A 17,698-nucleotide genomic window follows, 5' to 3' on the forward strand; every position below is an offset into this window, starting at 1 on the left:
CCCGTCAGGACATAACGCGCGGGCCCCCGCCTGTCACCCGGCGCGGCGGGCCGCGATGCCTTCCATCGCCTGGCGAAGCTCGTGAACGAGCGTCTGCGCCATGGAGCGGAACGCCATGATCCGGATCGCCTCGGGCCCGGTCCGCACGAGGCTCACGTTCATGTGGCCGAGAAGCGTGCGCGCGGCAAAGCCCTCCGGGAAGGCGGATGGCCGCAGGTCGACTGGCACGAGCCGCGCGAGCGCGTCAGGCCCGGCCGCCCCGGAAAGCGTCACCACCGCCCATGCGTCGGACTGGTCGGTGAGCGCCGCGTGAACGGCAAGCGACGCGTCGGGCACAGGGCCCATGAGCATCGCCTGGTCGTGGCCCGTCCAGACCACGGCGGCGTCCGCCCCCAGAACGGCGCGGCCCGGATCGGGCCAGCCGAGACCATGCGCCGTCTTGAGCGCTTTGCCCAGCGCCGCCGCGCCGTCCGGCCCGGGCATGAGCGAGGTGATATGCCCCGGCGTCTCCTCGGAGAGCCGCAGGCCGCCCGTTTCCACCGGCAGAAGCCCGTCGCAGGGCGTGAGGGGAGGCAATTCAGCCACGGATCCGCTCTCCTTCCGGGTCGAACTGGACGGGGTCCTGCACCCGGCAGGCCACGCGCCGCCCGCGCAGGTGGTCCACCATCATCACCGTCTCGCCATGCCGCGCGCGACCGTTGCGCAGGAAGCCGAGCCCCAGCCAGCAGCCGAAGGTGGGGGACGGCCCCACGGAGGTGACATAGCCCTGGGAATTCTCGCGCACGGGCGCCGCGCCCTCCTCGAAAAGATGCGCACCGGCCCCGAGCGGACGCGCCGCATCGAGCGGGCGCAGCCCGACGAGTTGTTCGCGGTGATCGCCGACGAGGCCCGGCCGCTCGGAAGCGGCCTTGCCCACGCAGTCCTTCTTCGCGCTCACCATCCGCGCCATGCCGATGTCGAAGGCGGTGGTGCGCCCGTGGATCTCGGCATGGGTGATGAAGCCCTTCTCGATCCGGAGCACGTTGAGCGCCTCCATCCCGTAGGGCCCGCCGCCCAGCGCCTCTGCACGGGCCACCAGCGTGCGGAAGAGCGCGTCGCCGTATCGCGCGGGCACCGCGACCTCGTAGCCCTGCTCGCCCGAGAAGGAGATGCGAAAGAGCCGCCCCGCCACCCCCAGCACGGAGACCGGCCCGCATCCCATGAAGGGGAAGGCGTCGCTGTCGAGGCCGCCATCGACGATCCCGTCGAGGAGTTCCGCCGCCCGCGGGCCGGCCACGGCGAACTGCGCCCACTGCTCCGTCACCGAGACGAAGCGCACGTCGAGCTCGGGCCGCAGACCCTGGTGCACGAATTCGAGGTGGCGCATCACCTCCCCCGCCGCCGCGGTGGTGGTGGTCATCAGGTAGTGCGTTTCTCCGAGCCGCGCGGTGGTACCGTCGTCCATGACGTGGCCGTCCTCGCGCAGCATGAGCCCGTAGCGGACCCGCCCCTCCTTCAGCGTCGAGAAGGTGTTGGCGTAGACGAAGTCGAGGAAGGCCGCGGCGTCGGACCCCTGGATGTCGATCTTGCCGAGGGTGGAGACGTCGGCCACGCCCACCGCCTCGCGCACCATCGTCACCTCGCGCGCGCAGGCAGGCTGCCAGCCGGTCTCGCCCGGCTGCGGGAAATAGCTCGGCCGGTACCAGAGACCCGCCTCGATCATCGGGGCGCCACGCTCGAGGCTCGCGCGGTGGCTCGTGGTGAAACGCTCGGGCGCGAAGCCCTTGCCCTGCGCGCCCGCGCCCATCGCGGCGATGGAGACGGGCACATAGGGCGGGCGGAAGGTCGTGGTGCCGGTCTCGGGGATGCCGCGCCCGGTCGCGTCGGCAAGGACGGCCAGCGCGGCGACGTTGGAGTTCTTGCCCTGGTCGGGCGCCATGCCCTGGGTGGTGTAGCGCTTCATGTGCTCGACGGAGCGGTAGTTCTCCTGCGCCGCGAGCTTCACGTCCTTCACCGTCACGTCGTTCTGGAAATCGAGCCAGGCGCGCCCCTTGCCCGGCACCGCCCAGAGCGGCCGCAGCCGGTACGGCGCGTCCTCGGCCTCGGGCAGCGGGATGTCGGGAAGCTGCCGTCCGAGATCGGCAAGCGCGCCGGCCGCAGTCCGCAGCCCGCCTGCAAGACAGCCGTGGGTGGAGAAATCGCCCGCGCAGGCGCCCGCGGGAATCAGCCCCGGCACCGCGCCCTCGGCCGGCACGAAGGCGGCGATGTCCTCGCGCCAGGCCGGGCGGCCGTTCATGTGGCAGGTCAGGTGAACCGACGGGTTCCACCCCCCCGACATGGCCAGGCACTGCGTCCGGATGCGCTCGATGCGGCCGTTCTCCAGCCGGATCGTGACGGACTCGAGCCCGTCCCGGTCGCCTTCGGTGCCGCAGACCACCGCGCCGCGAAAGACGCGCACGCCCTCGGGGCCGCGCGCGTCGGTGCGGCTGTCCACCAGCGCGGCCACGTGCACACCCGCGGCCTGCAGGTCGCGCACGGTTCGGTGGGCGTCGTCGTTGTTGCCGAAGACGACGACGGAGCGGCCCGCCGCGACGCCCCAGCGGTTGAGGTAGGCGCGCACCGCCGAGGCGGTCATGATGCCGGGGCGGTCGTTGTTCGCGAAGGCGACCGGACGTTCGAGCGCGCCCGCCGCGAGGATCGCGCGCTTTGCCACGATCCGCCAGAAACACTCCTGCGGCAGCGTTGCGGGCGGGTCGGCGCGGTGGCTCGCCAGCCGTTCGAGCGCGCCGTAGGTGCCCTGGTCGTAGGCGCCCGTCACGGTGGTGCGCGGCATCAGCCGCACATTATCCATCCCGGCAAGCTCGGCCAGGACCTCGCGCGCCCAGCCGTGGGCAGGCTGGCCGCCGACCTCTTCGGTCTCGGCGAGAAGGCGGCCGCCCATCTCTGCGTTCTCGTCGGCGAGGATCACGTCCGCGCCCGCGCGCCCCGCGGCAAGCGCCGCCATCAGCCCTGCCGGCCCCGCCCCGATCACCAGCAGATCGCAGAACGCGAAGGCCTTCTCGTAGCGGTCGGGATTGTGCGCGCGCGAGAGCGCGCCGAGTCCGGCCGCGCGGCGGATCGCGGGCTCGTAGAGCTTCTCCCAGAAGCTGCGGGGCCACATGAAGGTCTTGTAGTAGAACCCCGCGCCCAGGAAGGGCGCGAAGAGGTCGTTGACGCTCAGCAGATCCCACGAAAGCGACGGCCAGCGGTTCTGGCTGCGCGCCTCGAGCCCCTCGTAGAGTTCTTGCATGGTGGCGCGGATGTTGGGCTCCTCCGCGGCGCCCCGGCCGATCGTCACCAGCGCGTTGGGCTCCTCCGAGCCGGCGGTCAGCACGCCGCGCGGGCGGTGATACTTGAAGCTGCGCCCGATCAGACGGATCCCGTTCCCGAGCAGCGCGGCCGACAGCGGCTCGCCCGCGCGGCCGCGGTAGTCCACCCCGTCGAAGCGGAAGGAGACCGCGGGCGCCTCCGCGTTGCGTCCTGCCCCGGCGACTCTCATGCCGCGCCCTCCCCGGCGGTCACGTCGCGGGCGAGCGCGGCGGAGAAAACCTCGTGCGTGCGCGTGTCCCGCTCGACCACGAGCCACGCGGCGCAGCCCGCCTCGTGATACCAGAGGTCGCGGGTGCGCCCGGCCGGGTTCTCGCGGTTGTGCAGGTAGTCGTCCCACGCCTCCGCGCCCGCGTCCGGCGCGGGCCGGTCAAGCGCCACCGCCGCGCCCTTGTAGGTGAACTCGCGCAGGTCGCGCGCGCCGCAGAGGGGGCAGTCTATGCGCATCGGCCCGTCATCCCTTCGCCGTTCGCGGGCCGCACCGCCGTCCGCCCGCCCGTCACCGCAACTCTCGCGCCCGCAGCATGCCGCATCGTCCGCCCCTCAGTGCAGATTGTGCTGAGAGCCCGTGCCCTCTTCGTCCATCAGCCCCTGCCCGGTCCGGAACCGGTCGAGGCGGTAGCCCGCCGCCGGCGCGTGGTGCCGGTCGGTGGCCATCAGGTGCGCGAAGGAGAAGCCCGAGCCCGGCACCGCCTTGAAGCCGCCGTAGCACCAGCCGCAATTGAGGTAGAGCCCCTCCACCGGCGCCTTGTCGATGATCGGCGATCCGTCGGGCGTCATGTCCATGATGCCGCCCCAGCTGCGCAGAACCCGCGCCTTGCCGATCATCGGCATCAGCGTCATGCCCGCCTCCATCACGTGCTCCACCATGGGCAGGTTCCCCCGCGCCGCGTAGGAGGCGTAGAAGTCGAGGTCGCCGCCGAACACCAGCCCGCCCTTGTCGGACTGGCTGATGTAGAAGTGCCCCATGCCGAAGCTCACGACGTGGTCGATCACGGGCTTCAGCCCCTCGGTGACGAAGGCCTGCAGGATGTGGCTTTCGATCGGCAGGCGCAGCCCGGCCATCGCGGCGACCTGGCTCGAGCGTCCGGCGACGACGATGCCCAGCTTCTTGGCGCGGATCGCCCCGCGGGTGGTCTGAACGCCGGTCACGCGGCCGCCCTCTATGTCGATGCCGGTCACCTCGCAGTTCTGGATCAGGTCCACACCGCGCCGGTCCGCGCCGCGGGCGTAGCCCCACGCCACGGCGTCGTGACGTGCGGTGCCGCCGCGCGGGTGCAGCAGGCCGCCGTAGATCGGAAAGCGGGTGTTGTCGAAATCAAGGTAGGGCAGGTGTTTGCGCACGCCTTCGCGGTCGAGCAGGATCGCGTCGTCGCCCTGGTTGATCATCGCGTTGCCGCGGCGGGCGAAGGCGTCGCGCTGGCCGTCCGAGTGGAAGAGATTGATGAGCCCGCGCTGCGAGTGCATCACGTTGTAGTTCAACTCGTCCTCCAGCCCTTCCCAGAGCTTGAGGGAATGCGAGTAGAATTCCGAGTTTCCCGGCAGGAAGTAGTTGGCGCGCACGATGGTCGTGTTCCGGCCCACGTTCCCGCCGCCGATGTAGCCCTTCTCGAGCACCGCCACGTTGGTCAGGCCATGCTCCTTGGCCAGGTAGTACGCGGTGGCCAGGCCATGGCCGCCCCCGCCGACGATGACGATATCGTATTCCGGCTTCGGTTCGGGATCGCGCCAGTGCGGCGCCCAGCCCCGATTGCCTGCAAGGCCCTCCCGGAAAACCCGGAACCCCGAAAACCGCATCATCCTCTCCTTCGCGCGCCGCACCGCCGGCCGGCCCGACTGAACCAACTCGGCCCCTTGATAGCAATGGGGCAACAGATCTGCCCAATCGCTTTTCGACAAATCGGGGCCGATCCGCGACTGCGCGTTGCGCGACATCAATGCACACGCCGTCTCGTGCCTGCATTCTGGGCAGGATCGCAACCGGGATGGGGGGATCATGGGCGGTATCGTCGTGTGCTACTCGCTGGGCGGGACGACGCGGAAGGTCTGCGAGCGGATCGCGGAGCTCACCGGCGCGCCGCTGCACCAGCTTGCGGCGCCGGGACCGGGGCCCGGCCCGCTGGCCTTCGTGGTCTGGAGCATGCGCACCGTCTTCGGAACGGCCACGCCCGTGGAAGCGCCCGACGCGCTCGACCCCGGCAGCGCGGACTGGGCCGTGCTGGCGGCCCCGCTCTGGGTCGGAAAGCCCGCGCTGCCGATGTCGCGCTGGCTCGACACCCGGCCCGCCCTGCCCGACCGGATCGGCCTCGTGATCACCAGCGGTGCTGCGAAGCGCCCCGATGGCGCCTTCAGTCAGATGGCGGCCGAGGCCCGGCGGCGGCCGGCCGCGACGCTTCACCTTCCCGAGGGCCGCGTCGGAAAGAGTTCCGCAGCCACCGAGATCGCCACGTTCTGCGACACCATGACCGGCTGACGCGCCGCCGGCCTAGAGCCCCTTGGCGCGATAGCTCGCGGCCACGCGGTCGATCGACACCAGGTAGGCGGCGGTCCGCAGGTCCTGCACGTCCTCGCGTGCGTGCCAGACCTCGCGCATCTTCTGGTAGGCGGTGCGCATCGTGTCGTCGAGCCCCGAGCGGACGAGTTCCTGCTCGTCGGCACCGCGCAGATACCGTTTCTTGAAATCGGGCGACAGGTTCCAGGCGTCGCCCAGCATGTGGTCGAGCCGCTCGAGCTCGCGCACGATGAGTTCGTGACGCGCCTCTTCCTGCCTGCGCTGCATCCGGCCGAAGCGGATGTGGCTGAGGTTCTTGACCCACTCGAAATAGCTGACCGTGACGCCGCCGGCATTGGCGTACATGTCGGGGATGATGACGCAGCCCTTCTGGCGCAGGATGTCGTCCGCGCCCGCCGTCACGGGACCGTTCGCCGCCTCGATGATGAGCGGTGCCTTGATCCGCTCGGCGTTGCCCATGTTGATCACGCCCTCGAGCGCCGCGGGGATCAGGATGTCGCACTCCGTCTCGAGCAGCGTCGCGCCCTCGGCGGTGTGCGTGGCGTCCGGGAACCCCGTGACGCCGCCATGCTTGAGGATCCACGCCCGCACCGCGTCCACGTCGAGCCCGGCGGGATTGTAGAGCGCGCCGTCCCGCTCGACGATCCCGGTGATGCGGCAGCCGTCCTCGCCGGACAGGAAGCTGGCGGCGTGGTAGCCAACGTTGCCGAGGCCCTGCACGATCACGCGCTTGCCGTCCAGCCCGCCCTCGAGCCCGGCCTCGGCGACGTCCTCGGGATGGCGGAAGAACTCGCGCAGCGCGTATTGCACGCCGCGTCCGGTGGCCTCCACCCGGCCGGCGATTCCCCCGCCGTCGAGCGGCTTGCCGGTGACGCAGGCGCGCGCGTTGATGTCGGTGGTGTTCATCCGGTTGTACTGGTCCGCGATCCACGACATCTCGCGCTCGCTGGTGCCCATGTCGGGTGCCGGCACGTTCTGCGCGGGATTGATCAGGTCGCGCTTGATGAGTTCGTAGGCGAAGCGGCGGGTGATCCGCTCCAGCTCGTCCTCCTCGTATTCGCGCGGATCGATGCAGAGCCCGCCCTTGGAGCCGCCGAACGGCGCCTCCACCAGCGCGCATTTGTAGGTCATCAGCGCGGCCAGCGCCTCGACCTCGTCCTGGTTCACCGCCAGGGAATAGCGGATGCCGCCCTTCACGGGCTCCATGTGCTCCGAATGCACCGACCGGTACCCGGTGAAGGTCTGGATCTGCCCGCGCAGGCGCACGCCGAAGCGCACGGTATAGGTGGCGTTGCAGACGCGGATCTTCTCCTCGAGACCGGGCGGCAGGTCCATGAGCGCCACCGCCCGGTTGAACATCAGGTCCACGCTCTCGCGGAAGCTCGGTTCGCGAATCGGCGCCGTCATTTTCACTGTCCTCCCCTGGCGGTTCCTGGCAGTCCCCGCGCAACGCGCCCGAGTCGTGCCGCTCTTTTCCGCCGACCGTAGGATGCCCGCGCGTCCGGATGCGAGGGATTTTTTGCCGGCCTTCGCCCCGCGGACCGGCAGAAACGATTCGGGTGTCGCCCGGCGGGATCGTTTCCGCACCCCGGAGTTTCCAGCGGGAACGCCGGATTTGTTAACCTTTGCAGCGCAATTGCAGCGCAATGACGCGCGAAGTGGCGCGGTGTCGTCCAATTTCCGCCACTTTTCAGAGTAATAAAAAGGTCTGCGCGCTGGGCTGGGGGCTTGGCAAGGGTAGCGATCATGGTGGCATTGGCACGAGGGCAGCGTTTCCTGGACGCGTGCCGCAAGGCGTCGTCCAGGAGTGAAACAGCGATCGCGCGGTGCTTCGGCCGCTTCGGCCGGGACGAACGCGGCGGGATGGCGATCTGGTCGATCTACATGTTCCTCATGATGCTCATGGTCGCGGGGATCGGCGTCGACTTCATGCTCAACGAGATGAAGCGCACGCGCCTTCAGGCCACGCTCGACCGGGCCGTGCTGGCCGCGGCCGACCTCGATCAGACGCTGTCGCCCAAGGGCGTCGTGCAAAGCTATTTCGACAAGTCCGGAATGGGCGACTTCCTCGCCGAGACTGCGGTGACGGATGGCCTGAATTTCCGCTCCGTATCGGCAGACGCGTCGAGCCAGACCAGGACGCTCTTCATCGACATGCTCGGCATCGACTACCTCAGCGCCCCGGCCGTGGGCACCGCGGAGGAGGAGATCCCCAACATCGAGATCTCGCTCATTCTCGATATCTCGGGCTCCATGCGCTACAACAATCGCATGAACAACCTCAAGCCGGCGGCGGAGGAGTTCATCAGCACGGTGCTGCGCGGTAACGCGGCGGACACGACCTCGGTCAACGTCGTTCCCTATGCCGGGCAGACGAACCCCGGCCCGGTGATGTTCGATTACCTGAACGGCGTCCGTTACCACGAAACCGGGGCGGACCACTTCCCGGAATGGGCGCAGGACATCTCGAACGTCGTGTTCTACTACGACACGGAAGAGCCGTTCGGAACGGTCGACGAGGACGACTTCGCGGTGAAGATCGACGGTTTCCCGGACAGCGGCACCGGAACGCATATCAGCAACGACCTCGACGATTTCTTCCACCTCGCGCGGTCCTACATCGCCTCGCAGGCGCCGGACCTGGATCAAAGCCGCATGACCGTCGGCGTTTCTATCAAGGGCGGACGTCAGGCCACCGAGTACTACGCCTACGAGGAGGGCGGCACGGCCGCGCCCGACAGCGGCCCGACCGATTTCCGCGACGTGGACCTCGAACTCAGCTACTCGGACTTCTTCGCCAACCAGTTCCCGAACGTCTCCTCCTGCCTGGAACTTGAATCGGCGGACTTCACGCATTCGGGCCTGCCGCAGACCGGCCTGGGCCAGGTGCCGCACTTCATGTACTGGGACATCGCCGCGAACGTGATGGACTGGGGCTGGTGCCCCGAGGACGATACCCGCATCCAGTATGCGCAGAACGACGAGAGCTCTCTGCGTGGCTTCATCCGGGACATCCGGATGCATGACGGCACGGGGACCCACTATGCGTTGAAGTGGGGTCTCTCGCTGCTCGACCCGGCCACGCGCCCGGCCTTCACGCATCTCGCGGGCCACGGGCAGGTGCCGGCCGACTTCACGGATCGTCCGTCCGACTGGAACGCGGAAGGCTGGCGCAAGGTGATCGTCCTCATGACCGACGGTCAGATCACCGACCAGTACCGCCCGACCGAGCCGATGAACCCCGACAACGCCACCGTCGAACTTCAGAACCAGTCCAGTTCCAAGCGCGAACAACTGTCCTCGCGCTCGACGAACCTCTCGCGGTTCTACGCGCTCTGCAACTTCGCCAAGGACAACGGCGTGACGGTCTACACGATCTCGTTCGAGGCGCCGAGCAACGCCCGAACGGAGATGCGGAACTGCGCCTCCTCGCCCAGCCACTACTTCGACGTCGACGGCCTTGAGATCTCCGACGCCTTCGTCGCGATCGCGAGCCAGATCAACCAGCTGAGGCTTACCCAATGAGACGCGGCAAGTCCCGGCTGGCGCGATGGCTCGGGCGCGAGGATGGGTTCATGACCATCGAGTTCGCGATCTGGATGCCGCTGTTCATGATGATCCTCTATGCGACGATCGAGCTGGGGATCATCACGATGCGCCACGCCATGCTCGAGCGCGGTCTCGACATGGCGGTGCGCGATCTGCGGCTGAGCACCGGTGCGCCGCCGCAATACTCGGATCTTCGGCAGAGCATCTGCGACAACGCGGCGATCATTCCGGACTGCACCAACGCGCTGAAGCTCGAGATGGTGCCCAACGACATGCGCGCCTGGCAATCCCTGCCCGACAAGCCGGACTGCGTGGACCGGTCGGAAGAGGTGAACCCACTGCGCGAGTGGACGCCGGGCAAGTCGAACGAGCTGATGCTGCTGCGCGCCTGCCTGAAATTCGCGCCGCTCACGCCCGCAAGCTGGCTCGGCCAGAACATGGCGTCCGACGCATCGGGCGATGTCGCGCTCGTCGTGAGCTCTGCCTTCGTGCAGGAACCCTGAGGAGTATGGCGGGATGATGACACTTTGGCGCGATCGCCTTCGCTGCTTCCTCGACGAGACGCGGGGCAGCCTGACCGTGGAAGCGGTGATCCTGATGCCCGTCATTCTCTGGGCATTCTCGGCCACCTACGTCTTCTTCGACATGTTCCGTCAGAACAGCGTCACCCACAAGGCCGCCTTCACGATCGGCGACATGCTCTCGCGCGAGACGCTGGAGATCACGCCGACCTACCTCGACAACACGCTGACGCTTTTCGACATGCTGACCGACGGGGAGCTCGAAAACCCGGGCGTCCGCGTCTCGGTCGTGCGCTGGGACGAGGACACCCAAAGCTACGACCTGCGCTGGTCCCAATCGCGCGGCGGGGCCGGCGAACTGACGCCGGATCAGGTCGCGGATTGGGACGGCGTCCTGCCGTCGATGGTCGATGAAGAGCAGATCATCCTGGTGCAGACCTGGGCCGACTACAATCCGCTCTTCAGGGTCGGTATCGGCCAGCAGCAGTTCGAGACCTTCGTCTTCACGCGCCCGCGTTTCGCGCCGCAACTCGTTTGGTCGGACAGCTGAGCAGGCTCAGCGATCCCGCTTTGCCAGCCTGAGCGAAATGAGGTCCGCCATCGCGCGGGCCTCTGCGCGTGAGGTCATGCCGCCCACGCCGACCCGGCGGCCGGTGCGCCACCACAGGCCCGGGCGCCAGACCCGGGGGCTTCGCGGCGCGGCAAGGCGCAGAAGAAAGCCGCCGGACGGCTTGAAGGCGAACATCCCGCGATCCAGTCCCTCGATCTCGTCCAGGCGGGCGATCAGCGTGCCGTCCGTATCACGCAACCCCTGGGCGGTCAGTTCCACCGCGCCCGACGTCGCGCGGCGCATCTTCTCGCCGGTCCAGAGCGCGGCTCCCGCCGCGAGGACGAGAAAGACCTGCCAGGCCGGCGCGGGCGGCGCCGCGAGCGCGAGGTAAAGCAGAAGCGCGCCGAGAGCGTAGGTCACGCCCAGCCCGAACCACCGCCGCCCCGGCGAGGGCGCAAGCCGCACCTCCACACTGTCGTGCCGCTCATCCCGCTCGCTCATGCCTGCCCCGTCCGCTGGTTCGACGCCTGCTCTAGCGCGGGCACGCGGCGATGGCGAGGGGCCGGCGACTGTGCGGTGCCGCACACCGGCCCTCTCGCCCCCCGCGTTGCTCGCGGACGCGACGCCCCTTATCTGCCGTGATGTCACATCAATCCGGAGAGAGCGCCATGTCACTCAGACCGACCGTCGAGACCCGCCGCGCGCAGCCGACGCTTGAAGGCGCGGGCGTGCACCTGCACCGCGCCTTCGGTTTCCAGGATCCCTCGGAGCTCGACCCGTTCCTGCTTTTCGACGACTTCCGCAACGACGTGCCCGAGCACTATCAGCGCGGCTTTCCCTGGCACCCGCACCGCGGCATCGAGACGATCACCTATGTGCTCGAGGGCACGGTCGATCACGGCGACAGCCTCGGCAATGTCGGCTCGCTCGGCGCGGGCGACGTGCAGTGGATGACCGCCGGGTCGGGCATCCTGCACCAGGAGATGCCGAAGGGAAACGCGGCGGGTCAGATGCACGGCTTCCAGCTCTGGGCGAACCTGCCGTCGTCACTGAAGATGACCGCGCCCCACTATCAGGACGTGAAAGGCACCGACATTCCCGAGGTGATCGACGATGACGGCACGCGCGTGAAGGTGATCGTGGGCGAGTTCTGGGGCAGGACCGGCCCGGTGGACGGCATCGCGGCGGAGCCGCAATATCTCGACATCTTCGTGCCCGCGGGCGTGAAGAAGACGTTCCGCATCGACACCTACCGCCGCGCCTTCGCCTACGTGTTCCACGGCGCGGGCGTCTTCGCCGACGCGAGCCAGCCCGCGGGCGTGCTGCTCGAGAAGGAGATCGCCGGCCAGGAAGTGAACATCCGCGACCTGTCGGGCGACCGCACTCTCGTGCGCTTCGGCACCGGCGACGAGGTGACGGTGCAGGCCGGGCCGGAGGGCATCCGCTTCCTGCTGATCTCGGGCGCGCCGATCCGCGAACCCGTCGCCTGGCATGGGCCGATCGTAATGAACACCCGCGAGGAGATCCTGCAGGCCGTGACCGAGTTGCGGAACGGCACCTTCATCCGGGCCGACTGACCGCGCGCCGGGATCGGGCCGGGGCGCGGCCCGGCCCCGGATCGGTCAGGCCGGCGCGACCGCCTTGCGCACCATGTCCCAGTGGATCGCCTCCACCTCGGCGAGCGAGAGCCGGCCGCCCGCGCGATACCAGGTGTTCACGCCGTTCAGCATGGCGATGAGGGCGAGCGCGGCGATCTTGGTGTCGGGCACCGCGAAAACGCCCTCGGCATCGCCATCGCGCAGAATGGTTTCCAGAAAGGTCTCGTAATCCCGCCGTAGCCTCTCGATCACGGCGAAATTCTCCGGCTCGAGATTGCGAAGCTCCATGTAGGAGATAAAGACCGCCTCTGGGCGCTCGAGGTGGAACCGGATGTGAAACCGGGTGAACGCCTCAAGCCGCGCGAGCGCCGGGCCCGAGGCGGGCAGCGCCATGCGCGCCGCCAGCAACTCTTCCATGTGATTTTCGAGAAGCGAGAAGAGCAGCGTCTGCTTGTCGGGCGTGTAGCTGTAGAGCGCCCCGGCCTGAACACCCACCTCGGCGGCGATCCGGCGCATCGAGACCGCCGCGTAGCCGTGGCGCGCGAAAAGCTTCAACGCGGCCGCGCGCATCCTCGGGCCGGTCACCCCCGCATGCGATCCTGCCGTGCGTGCCATGGGTGGCAGGATTTACTGAACGCCCGTTCAGATCAACCGCCGCGCTTGCCAGCCCCGCGCGCCCTGAGGCAAGAGGGTGACAGACCCAGCCGGAAAGCCGCCCGATGCGCCCTCGCCTCTTCATGCTCGCCCTGACCGCGCTCGCCGCCTGCACGCAGTTCCCGGACCTTGACGCGGCGGTCGCGCCGGACGTGGCGAACGCGCCCTACCCCAGGCTTCTGCCCATCGAGGAGGTGCTCGGCCCGGACCGCCCGCCCCGCGCCACGCCGGAGGCGGCGGAGCGTCTGTCGCTGCAGGCGGCGGCGTTGCAGGCCCGGGCGCGCACCGACACGGGCAGCGAGGCCGCGGCGCTCTCGGCGCGGGCGGACACGCTGCGCCTGCGGGCCGACGCGCTTCGCGCGGAGTAGGCGTAAGCGCCGCGCGGCGGCTTGGCGTTGCACGCCCGCGGCGATCGGGATAGATCGCGCCGGAAGCGTACCAGGAACGTCCCCACCCGAAAGGAGCCAGCCCATGTCCGATCCCCTGCGTCTCGGCATCGCCGGTCTCGGCACGGTGGGCGCCGGCGTCGTCAAGATCGTGCGCCGCAAGGCCGAACTGCTGGAGGCGCGCACCGGGCGGCCGGTGACGATCTCCGCCGTCTCCGCGCGCACCCGCGACAAGGACCGCGGCGTGAGCCTTGCCGACTACAGCTGGGAGGACGATCCCGTCGCGCTGGCCACGCGCGACGACGTGGACGTGTTCGTGGAGCTGATGGGCGGCTCGGACGGCCCCGCCAAGGCCGCGACCGAGGCCGCGCTCGCCGCGGGCAAGGACGTGGTCACCGCCAACAAGGCGATGCTCGCCATCCACGGCCAGGCGCTTGCCGAGGCGGCCGAGGCCGCGGGGCGCGTGCTGCGCTTCGAGGCGGCGGTGGCCGGCGGCATCCCCGTCATCAAGTCGCTGACCGAGGGGCTGGCCGGCAACGACCTGACCCGCGTGATGGGCGTGATGAACGGCACCTGCAACTACATCCTGACCCGGATGGAAAGCGCCGGTCTGTCCTACGACACGGTCTTCGACGAGGCGAACCAGCTTGGCTACCTGGAGGCCGACCCGACCCTCGACGTGGGCGGCATCGACGCGGCCCACAAGCTCGCGCTGCTGGCCGCGATCGCCTTCGGCACGCGGGTGGATTTCGACGGGGTCGAGATCGAGGGGATCGAGCGCATCTCCATCGACGACATCCGCCGGGCGCGCGACCTCGGCTTCCGCATCAAGCTTCTGGGCGTGGCGCAGATGACGGGGCGGGGGCTGGAAACCCGCATGTCGCCCTGCCTCGTGCCGGCAAGCTCGCCCATAGGCCAGCTCGAGGGCCCCACGAACATGTGCGTCCTGGAAGGCGACGCGGTGGGCCAGATCGTGCTGCGGGGCGCGGGGGCCGGCGAGGGCCCGACGGCCAGCGCGGTGATGTCCGACGTGCTCGACATCGCGCGGGGCACGCGCGTCTCCACCTTCGGGGTGCCCGCCGCAAGGCTGGCCCACGCCACGCCCGCGCGCACGGCGACGCCCGCGCCCTACTACCTGCGCATGGAACTGAAGGATCGCCCCGGGGCGCTCGCGCAGATCGCCACCGTTCTGGGCGAGGCCGGTATCTCCATCGACCGGATGCGCCAGTACAAGCACGCCGCCGACACCGCCCCGGTGCTGATCGTGACCCACAAGACGGCGCGCGACGCGCTCGATGCGGCGCTGGAGGCCATGCCGGGCACCGGCGTTCTGGCCGGCGAGGTGGTGGCGCTTCGCATCGAAAGCGTCTGACGCCGCGGGGCTCAGCCGCCGCCGACGTCGCCCGGCGCCACCGACACCGCCTTGACCACCGCGACCACCTGCTGCCCCTCGGCAAGCGCCAACGCCTTGGCCGAACGGCGGGTGATTCGTGCCAGGATCTCCCCTGCCCCGAGATCGATCCGCACCAGCAGGCCCGGCCCCTCGCCCGGACGGAGCGCGGCGATCCGGCCCTCCAGAAGGTTCAGTGCCGAAAGGCCGTCGGGACGCGTCGTGGAAATCATCACGTCCTGAGCCGACACGCGCACGCGCAGCGGTGCGCCCTCCGACGCGGCGACGCGCGGCAGGAAAAGCCGCCCGCCCGGCGCGGCGAGTTCGGTCAGGCCGTCGGGGTGATGCGCGACCACGCGGGCGGTGATCACGCTGCCCGCCGCGCGCGGCCCGAAGGCGGGCACAGCCGCCGGGTCCGACATGACCTCCGCCGCAGGCCCCGCGCGCAGCACGCGGCCCTCCTTCAGCGCGACCACCGTAGTGGCGAGCCGCGCCACCTCCGCGACCGAGTGGCTGACGTAGAGGACGGGCGTTTCCGTATCGTCCCGCAGGCGTTCGAGATAGGGCAGGATCTCGGCCTTGCGCGCCTCGTCGAGCGCGGCGAGCGGCTCGTCCATCAGGATGAGGCGCGGCGCGGCGAGAAGCGCGCGCCCGACCGCGACGCGCTGCTTTTCGCCGCCCGACAGGCCCCCCGGGCGGCGCAGCAGGAGCGGCTCCAATCCAAGCATCCCAACGATCCGGTCGAAGGCCGCCGCATCCCGAGCGGCACGCGCCATCCATCGGCCGTAAAGCAGGTTCTGCCGCACCGTGAGATGGGGAAAGAGCCGCCCCTCCTGGAACACGTAGCCGACCCGTCGGCGGTGGGGCGGCGTCCAGAGCCCGGCCTCGATATCGAAAAGCGCCTCCCCGTTGACCGCGACCCGGCCCTTGTCCGGGCGCAGAAGCCCCGCCACCGCGTTCACCACGGTGGTCTTTCCCGACCCGGAGCGCCCGAAAAGAGCGGTGACACCCGGCGGCGCCTCGAAGCGTGCATCGAGTTCGAAGCCCGGGAACGCGTGGCTGACCGCGACCTCGAGCATCAGGCGCCGCCGACGCGCGCGGCGACGCGGCGGCCCACGACTTCCGACAATAAGAGCGCCCCCATCGCCACCACCACCGAGACGATCACCAGCTTCATCGCCGGGCCTTCGCCGCCGGGGATCTGCAGGAACGCGTAGATCGCGGACGGGATCGTGCGAGTCTCACCGGGGATGTTCGACACAAACGTGATCGTCGCGCCGAACTCGCCCATCGCCTTGGCGAAGGCGAGGATGGCGCCCGCCACGATGCCCGGCAGTGCCATCGGCAACGTCACCGTCAGGAAGACCCAGAGCGGCGGCGCGCCGAGCGTCGCGCTCGCCTGCTCGAGCTTCGGGTCCACCGCCTCGATCGACAGGCGGATCGCGCGCACCATCAGCGGAAAGGCCATGACGCCCGCCGCGAGCGCCGCGCCTGTCCAGCGAAAGGCGAGGACGATGCCCCAATCGGCCAGGACGCTGCCGACAGGCCCGCGCGTGCCGAACGTCAGCAGCAACAGGTAGCCCGTCACCACCGGCGGCAGGATGAGCGGCAGGTGCACGATGCCGTTCAGAAGCTGCTTGCCGGGAAAGGACCAGCGGGCCAGCGCATAAGCCGTGAGGATACCCAGCGGCAAGCTGACCAGCGTCGCCCAGAGGGAGACGCGCAGCGACAGCGCCACCGCCCGCCATTCATCAGGGCCGAGCCAGGCCATCATGCGCTATTCGGCGAGGACCACGAAGCCCTGACGCTCGAACGCCTTGCGCGAGTCCGGGCTGCGGAGGAAGTCGAGGAAGGACCGGCTCAGGGCGCTCTGGCTCTCGGCGAGGGCGGCGGCCGGATAGACGATGGGCGGATGGGTCGCGGCGGGAAAGGTGCCGGCGACCGTCACATCATCCTCGGCCACCGCGTCGGTGGCGTAGACGATGCCGTAAGGCGCCTCGCCCGTCGCCACGAAGGCGAGCGCGGCACGGACGTTGTCGGCCTGCGCCACTTGCGCCGCGACCTTGTCCCACTGCCCGAGGCTTTCCAGCGCCGCCTTGCCGTAAATGCCCGCGGGCACTGCGTCGACGAGCGCCATGGCCAGCCGCCCGTCGCCCAGGAGGCCCGCGAGGTCCATTCCGGGACCGATCTCGACCGGCGCGGCGGCGCCACCCGCCGCGACCAGCACGAGGGAATTCGCAAGGAGATCGAAGCGCGTGGCCGCTTCGACAAGGCCGTCGGCCTCGAGCATGTCCATCCAGCCCGGGTTGGCGGAGATGAAGACATCCGCCGGCGCGCCCTGCTGGATCTGGCGGGCGAGCGCGGAGGATCCGGCGAGGGAGACAACGACGTCGTGGCCGGTGGCGGCCTCGAAACCCTGCTCGATCTCCGCCATCGCGTCGCTCATGCTGGCCGCGGCGAACACCGTGATCCGGTCCGCGCTGGCCTGCACGGGGACGCACATGGCGATGACCAGCGCAGCCGCTGTCGTGCGGGCGGCCGCTCGAATGCAAGCTGGCTTGAACACCGGGGCGTCTCTCTCCTGTTGATATGTTTCACGAAACATATCGCCCGGCACCCCCGCCAATGGCAAGCGTTATTTCCCGCCGGACATGTCGGACGCGCCCGCCTCCGCGAGCAGGGCGCGCAGCGCAGCGATCTCCGCCTCTCCGGCGTCGGTCGCCCGTCGTTCGAGCGCGCGGTAATGCGCCAGCACCGTCGCTCCCGTCTCGGTCAGATGCGCGCCACCGCCATGGGCGCCGCCTCGGCTGCGCGCCACGAGCGGTGCCCGGAACGCGGCGTTCATTTCCTCCACGAGGCTCCAGGCGCGCTTGTAGCTCATCCGCATGGCGCGGCCCGCCGCCGCGATGGACCCGGTCTGCTCGATCAGTTCGAGCAGGTCCGCCTTGCCTGGGCCCAGCATGGCGTCGGCGCCGAACACGACGCGCAGGCGAAGGCGTGGAGGGTGCTCGGTCAGGGCCGCGGCCTCCTCGGTCGGTCTGGCGGTCCCGGAAGAACGGTAAGCAGCGGGGAAAATCATTGCCTTGCGCTGACGAACCGCAAAAATCCGGCCTCTGAAATAATACAGAAAAATCCGCGTCTGGCGAACCCTCTTTTGCCTGCCGCGCCGCGCCTGGGCCGCCGCCTTCACCTC

At 69.6% G+C, this 17,698-nt stretch carries 18 protein-coding genes; 7 read left to right on the plus strand and 11 right to left on the minus strand.

Going from position 1 to position 17,698, the window contains the following annotated elements:
- Positions 1 to 33: 33 nt before the first annotated feature.
- The 4 genes from AB6A66_RS09765 to AB6A66_RS09780 form a co-directional block, all read right to left on the minus strand.
- Positions 34 to 585: a sarcosine oxidase subunit gamma gene (locus AB6A66_RS09765; protein ID WP_371055719.1), complete on the minus strand. Its 552-nt coding sequence runs from the start codon at positions 583 to 585 to the stop codon at positions 34 to 36.
- Entirely contained in the window at positions 578 to 3,517 is a 2,940-nt protein-coding gene (locus AB6A66_RS09770) for a sarcosine oxidase subunit alpha family protein (protein ID WP_371055720.1), read from the minus strand. Before AB6A66_RS09770 ends, AB6A66_RS09765 begins: the two co-directional genes overlap by 8 nt.
- A complete protein-coding gene (locus AB6A66_RS09775; protein WP_371039201.1) occupies positions 3,514 to 3,792 on the minus strand; it encodes a sarcosine oxidase subunit delta in 279 nt (92 codons plus the stop codon). Before AB6A66_RS09775 ends, AB6A66_RS09770 begins: the two co-directional genes overlap by 4 nt.
- Before the next feature lie 96 nt (positions 3,793 to 3,888).
- Positions 3,889 to 5,142 carry a sarcosine oxidase subunit beta family protein gene (locus AB6A66_RS09780; RefSeq protein ID WP_371055721.1) on the minus strand — a complete coding sequence of 418 codons (1,254 nt, stop codon included), beginning with the start codon at positions 5,140 to 5,142 and terminating at the stop codon, positions 3,889 to 3,891.
- A 199-nt stretch (positions 5,143 to 5,341) separates the two neighbouring features.
- Between AB6A66_RS09780 and AB6A66_RS09785 the strand changes: the two genes are divergently transcribed.
- On the plus strand, positions 5,342 to 5,818 hold the full coding sequence (locus AB6A66_RS09785) for a hypothetical protein (RefSeq protein ID WP_371055722.1): 477 nt from the start codon (positions 5,342 to 5,344) through the stop codon (positions 5,816 to 5,818).
- A 12-nt stretch (positions 5,819 to 5,830) separates the two neighbouring features.
- On the opposite strand, the gene AB6A66_RS09790 is transcribed toward AB6A66_RS09785, so the two are convergent.
- Positions 5,831 to 7,264, minus strand: coding sequence for a Glu/Leu/Phe/Val dehydrogenase (locus AB6A66_RS09790; protein WP_371039204.1), 1,434 nt, complete (start codon positions 7,262 to 7,264; stop codon positions 5,831 to 5,833).
- A 456-nt stretch (positions 7,265 to 7,720) separates the two neighbouring features.
- Between AB6A66_RS09790 and AB6A66_RS09795 the strand changes: the two genes are divergently transcribed.
- The 3 genes from AB6A66_RS09795 to AB6A66_RS09805 are packed head-to-tail and all read left to right on the plus strand — an operon-like array spanning position 7,721 to position 10,477.
- A complete protein-coding gene (locus AB6A66_RS09795; protein WP_371039205.1) occupies positions 7,721 to 9,382 on the plus strand; it encodes a pilus assembly protein TadG-related protein in 1,662 nt (553 codons plus the stop codon).
- Between the two features lie 50 nt (positions 9,383 to 9,432).
- Positions 9,433 to 9,909, plus strand: coding sequence for a TadE/TadG family type IV pilus assembly protein (locus AB6A66_RS09800; protein ID WP_371039206.1), 477 nt, complete (start codon positions 9,433 to 9,435; stop codon positions 9,907 to 9,909).
- A 13-nt stretch (positions 9,910 to 9,922) separates the two neighbouring features.
- Positions 9,923 to 10,477 (plus strand): TadE/TadG family type IV pilus assembly protein, encoded by a 555-nt coding sequence (locus AB6A66_RS09805; RefSeq protein WP_371055723.1) that lies wholly within the window; start codon positions 9,923 to 9,925, stop codon positions 10,475 to 10,477.
- 6 nt (positions 10,478 to 10,483) lie between these two features.
- Here AB6A66_RS09805 and AB6A66_RS09810 read toward each other — a convergent pair whose 3' ends face one another.
- Positions 10,484 to 10,978, minus strand: coding sequence for a hypothetical protein (locus AB6A66_RS09810; RefSeq protein WP_371055724.1), 495 nt, complete (start codon positions 10,976 to 10,978; stop codon positions 10,484 to 10,486).
- Between the two features lie 167 nt (positions 10,979 to 11,145).
- Here AB6A66_RS09810 and AB6A66_RS09815 point away from each other — a divergent pair, with 167 nt between their 5' ends.
- Entirely contained in the window at positions 11,146 to 12,054 is a 909-nt protein-coding gene (locus tag AB6A66_RS09815; protein ID WP_371055725.1) for a pirin family protein, read from the plus strand.
- Positions 12,055 to 12,099: 45 nt separating this feature from the next.
- Here AB6A66_RS09815 and AB6A66_RS09820 read toward each other — a convergent pair whose 3' ends face one another.
- On the minus strand, positions 12,100 to 12,690 hold the full coding sequence (locus AB6A66_RS09820; protein ID WP_371055726.1) for a TetR/AcrR family transcriptional regulator: 591 nt from the start codon (positions 12,688 to 12,690) through the stop codon (positions 12,100 to 12,102).
- 104 nt (positions 12,691 to 12,794) lie between these two features.
- Here AB6A66_RS09820 and AB6A66_RS09825 point away from each other — a divergent pair, with 104 nt between their 5' ends.
- Both AB6A66_RS09825 and AB6A66_RS09830 read left to right on the plus strand, forming a co-directional pair.
- Entirely contained in the window at positions 12,795 to 13,097 is a 303-nt protein-coding gene (locus tag AB6A66_RS09825) for a hypothetical protein (protein WP_371055727.1), read from the plus strand.
- A 103-nt stretch (positions 13,098 to 13,200) separates the two neighbouring features.
- The gene (locus AB6A66_RS09830) at positions 13,201 to 14,487 is read left to right on the plus strand and encodes a homoserine dehydrogenase (RefSeq protein ID WP_371055728.1); all 1,287 of its coding nucleotides are present in this window, start codon (positions 13,201 to 13,203) and stop codon (positions 14,485 to 14,487) included.
- Between the two features lie 11 nt (positions 14,488 to 14,498).
- Here AB6A66_RS09830 and modC read toward each other — a convergent pair whose 3' ends face one another.
- The 4 genes from modC to AB6A66_RS09850 form a co-directional block, all read right to left on the minus strand.
- Entirely contained in the window at positions 14,499 to 15,584 is a 1,086-nt protein-coding gene (modC, locus tag AB6A66_RS09835) for a molybdenum ABC transporter ATP-binding protein (protein WP_371055729.1), read from the minus strand.
- Complete coding sequence (modB, locus tag AB6A66_RS09840; RefSeq protein ID WP_371055826.1) at positions 15,584 to 16,276, minus strand: molybdate ABC transporter permease subunit; 693 nt, start codon at positions 16,274 to 16,276, stop codon at positions 15,584 to 15,586. The genes modC and modB overlap by 1 nt, the downstream gene beginning before the upstream one ends.
- Before the next feature lie 6 nt (positions 16,277 to 16,282).
- Complete coding sequence (gene modA, locus AB6A66_RS09845; RefSeq protein ID WP_371055730.1) at positions 16,283 to 17,008, minus strand: molybdate ABC transporter substrate-binding protein; 726 nt, start codon at positions 17,006 to 17,008, stop codon at positions 16,283 to 16,285.
- Positions 17,009 to 17,140: 132 nt separating this feature from the next.
- Positions 17,141 to 17,695, minus strand: coding sequence for a winged helix-turn-helix domain-containing protein (locus tag AB6A66_RS09850; protein WP_371055731.1), 555 nt, complete (start codon positions 17,693 to 17,695; stop codon positions 17,141 to 17,143).
- Positions 17,696 to 17,698: the final 3 nt, after the last annotated feature.

Origin of the sequence: Rhodosalinus sp. K401 (genome assembly GCF_041365735.1) — a bacterium.
Taxonomy (GTDB): Bacteria; Pseudomonadota; Alphaproteobacteria; order Rhodobacterales; family Rhodobacteraceae; genus Rhodosalinus.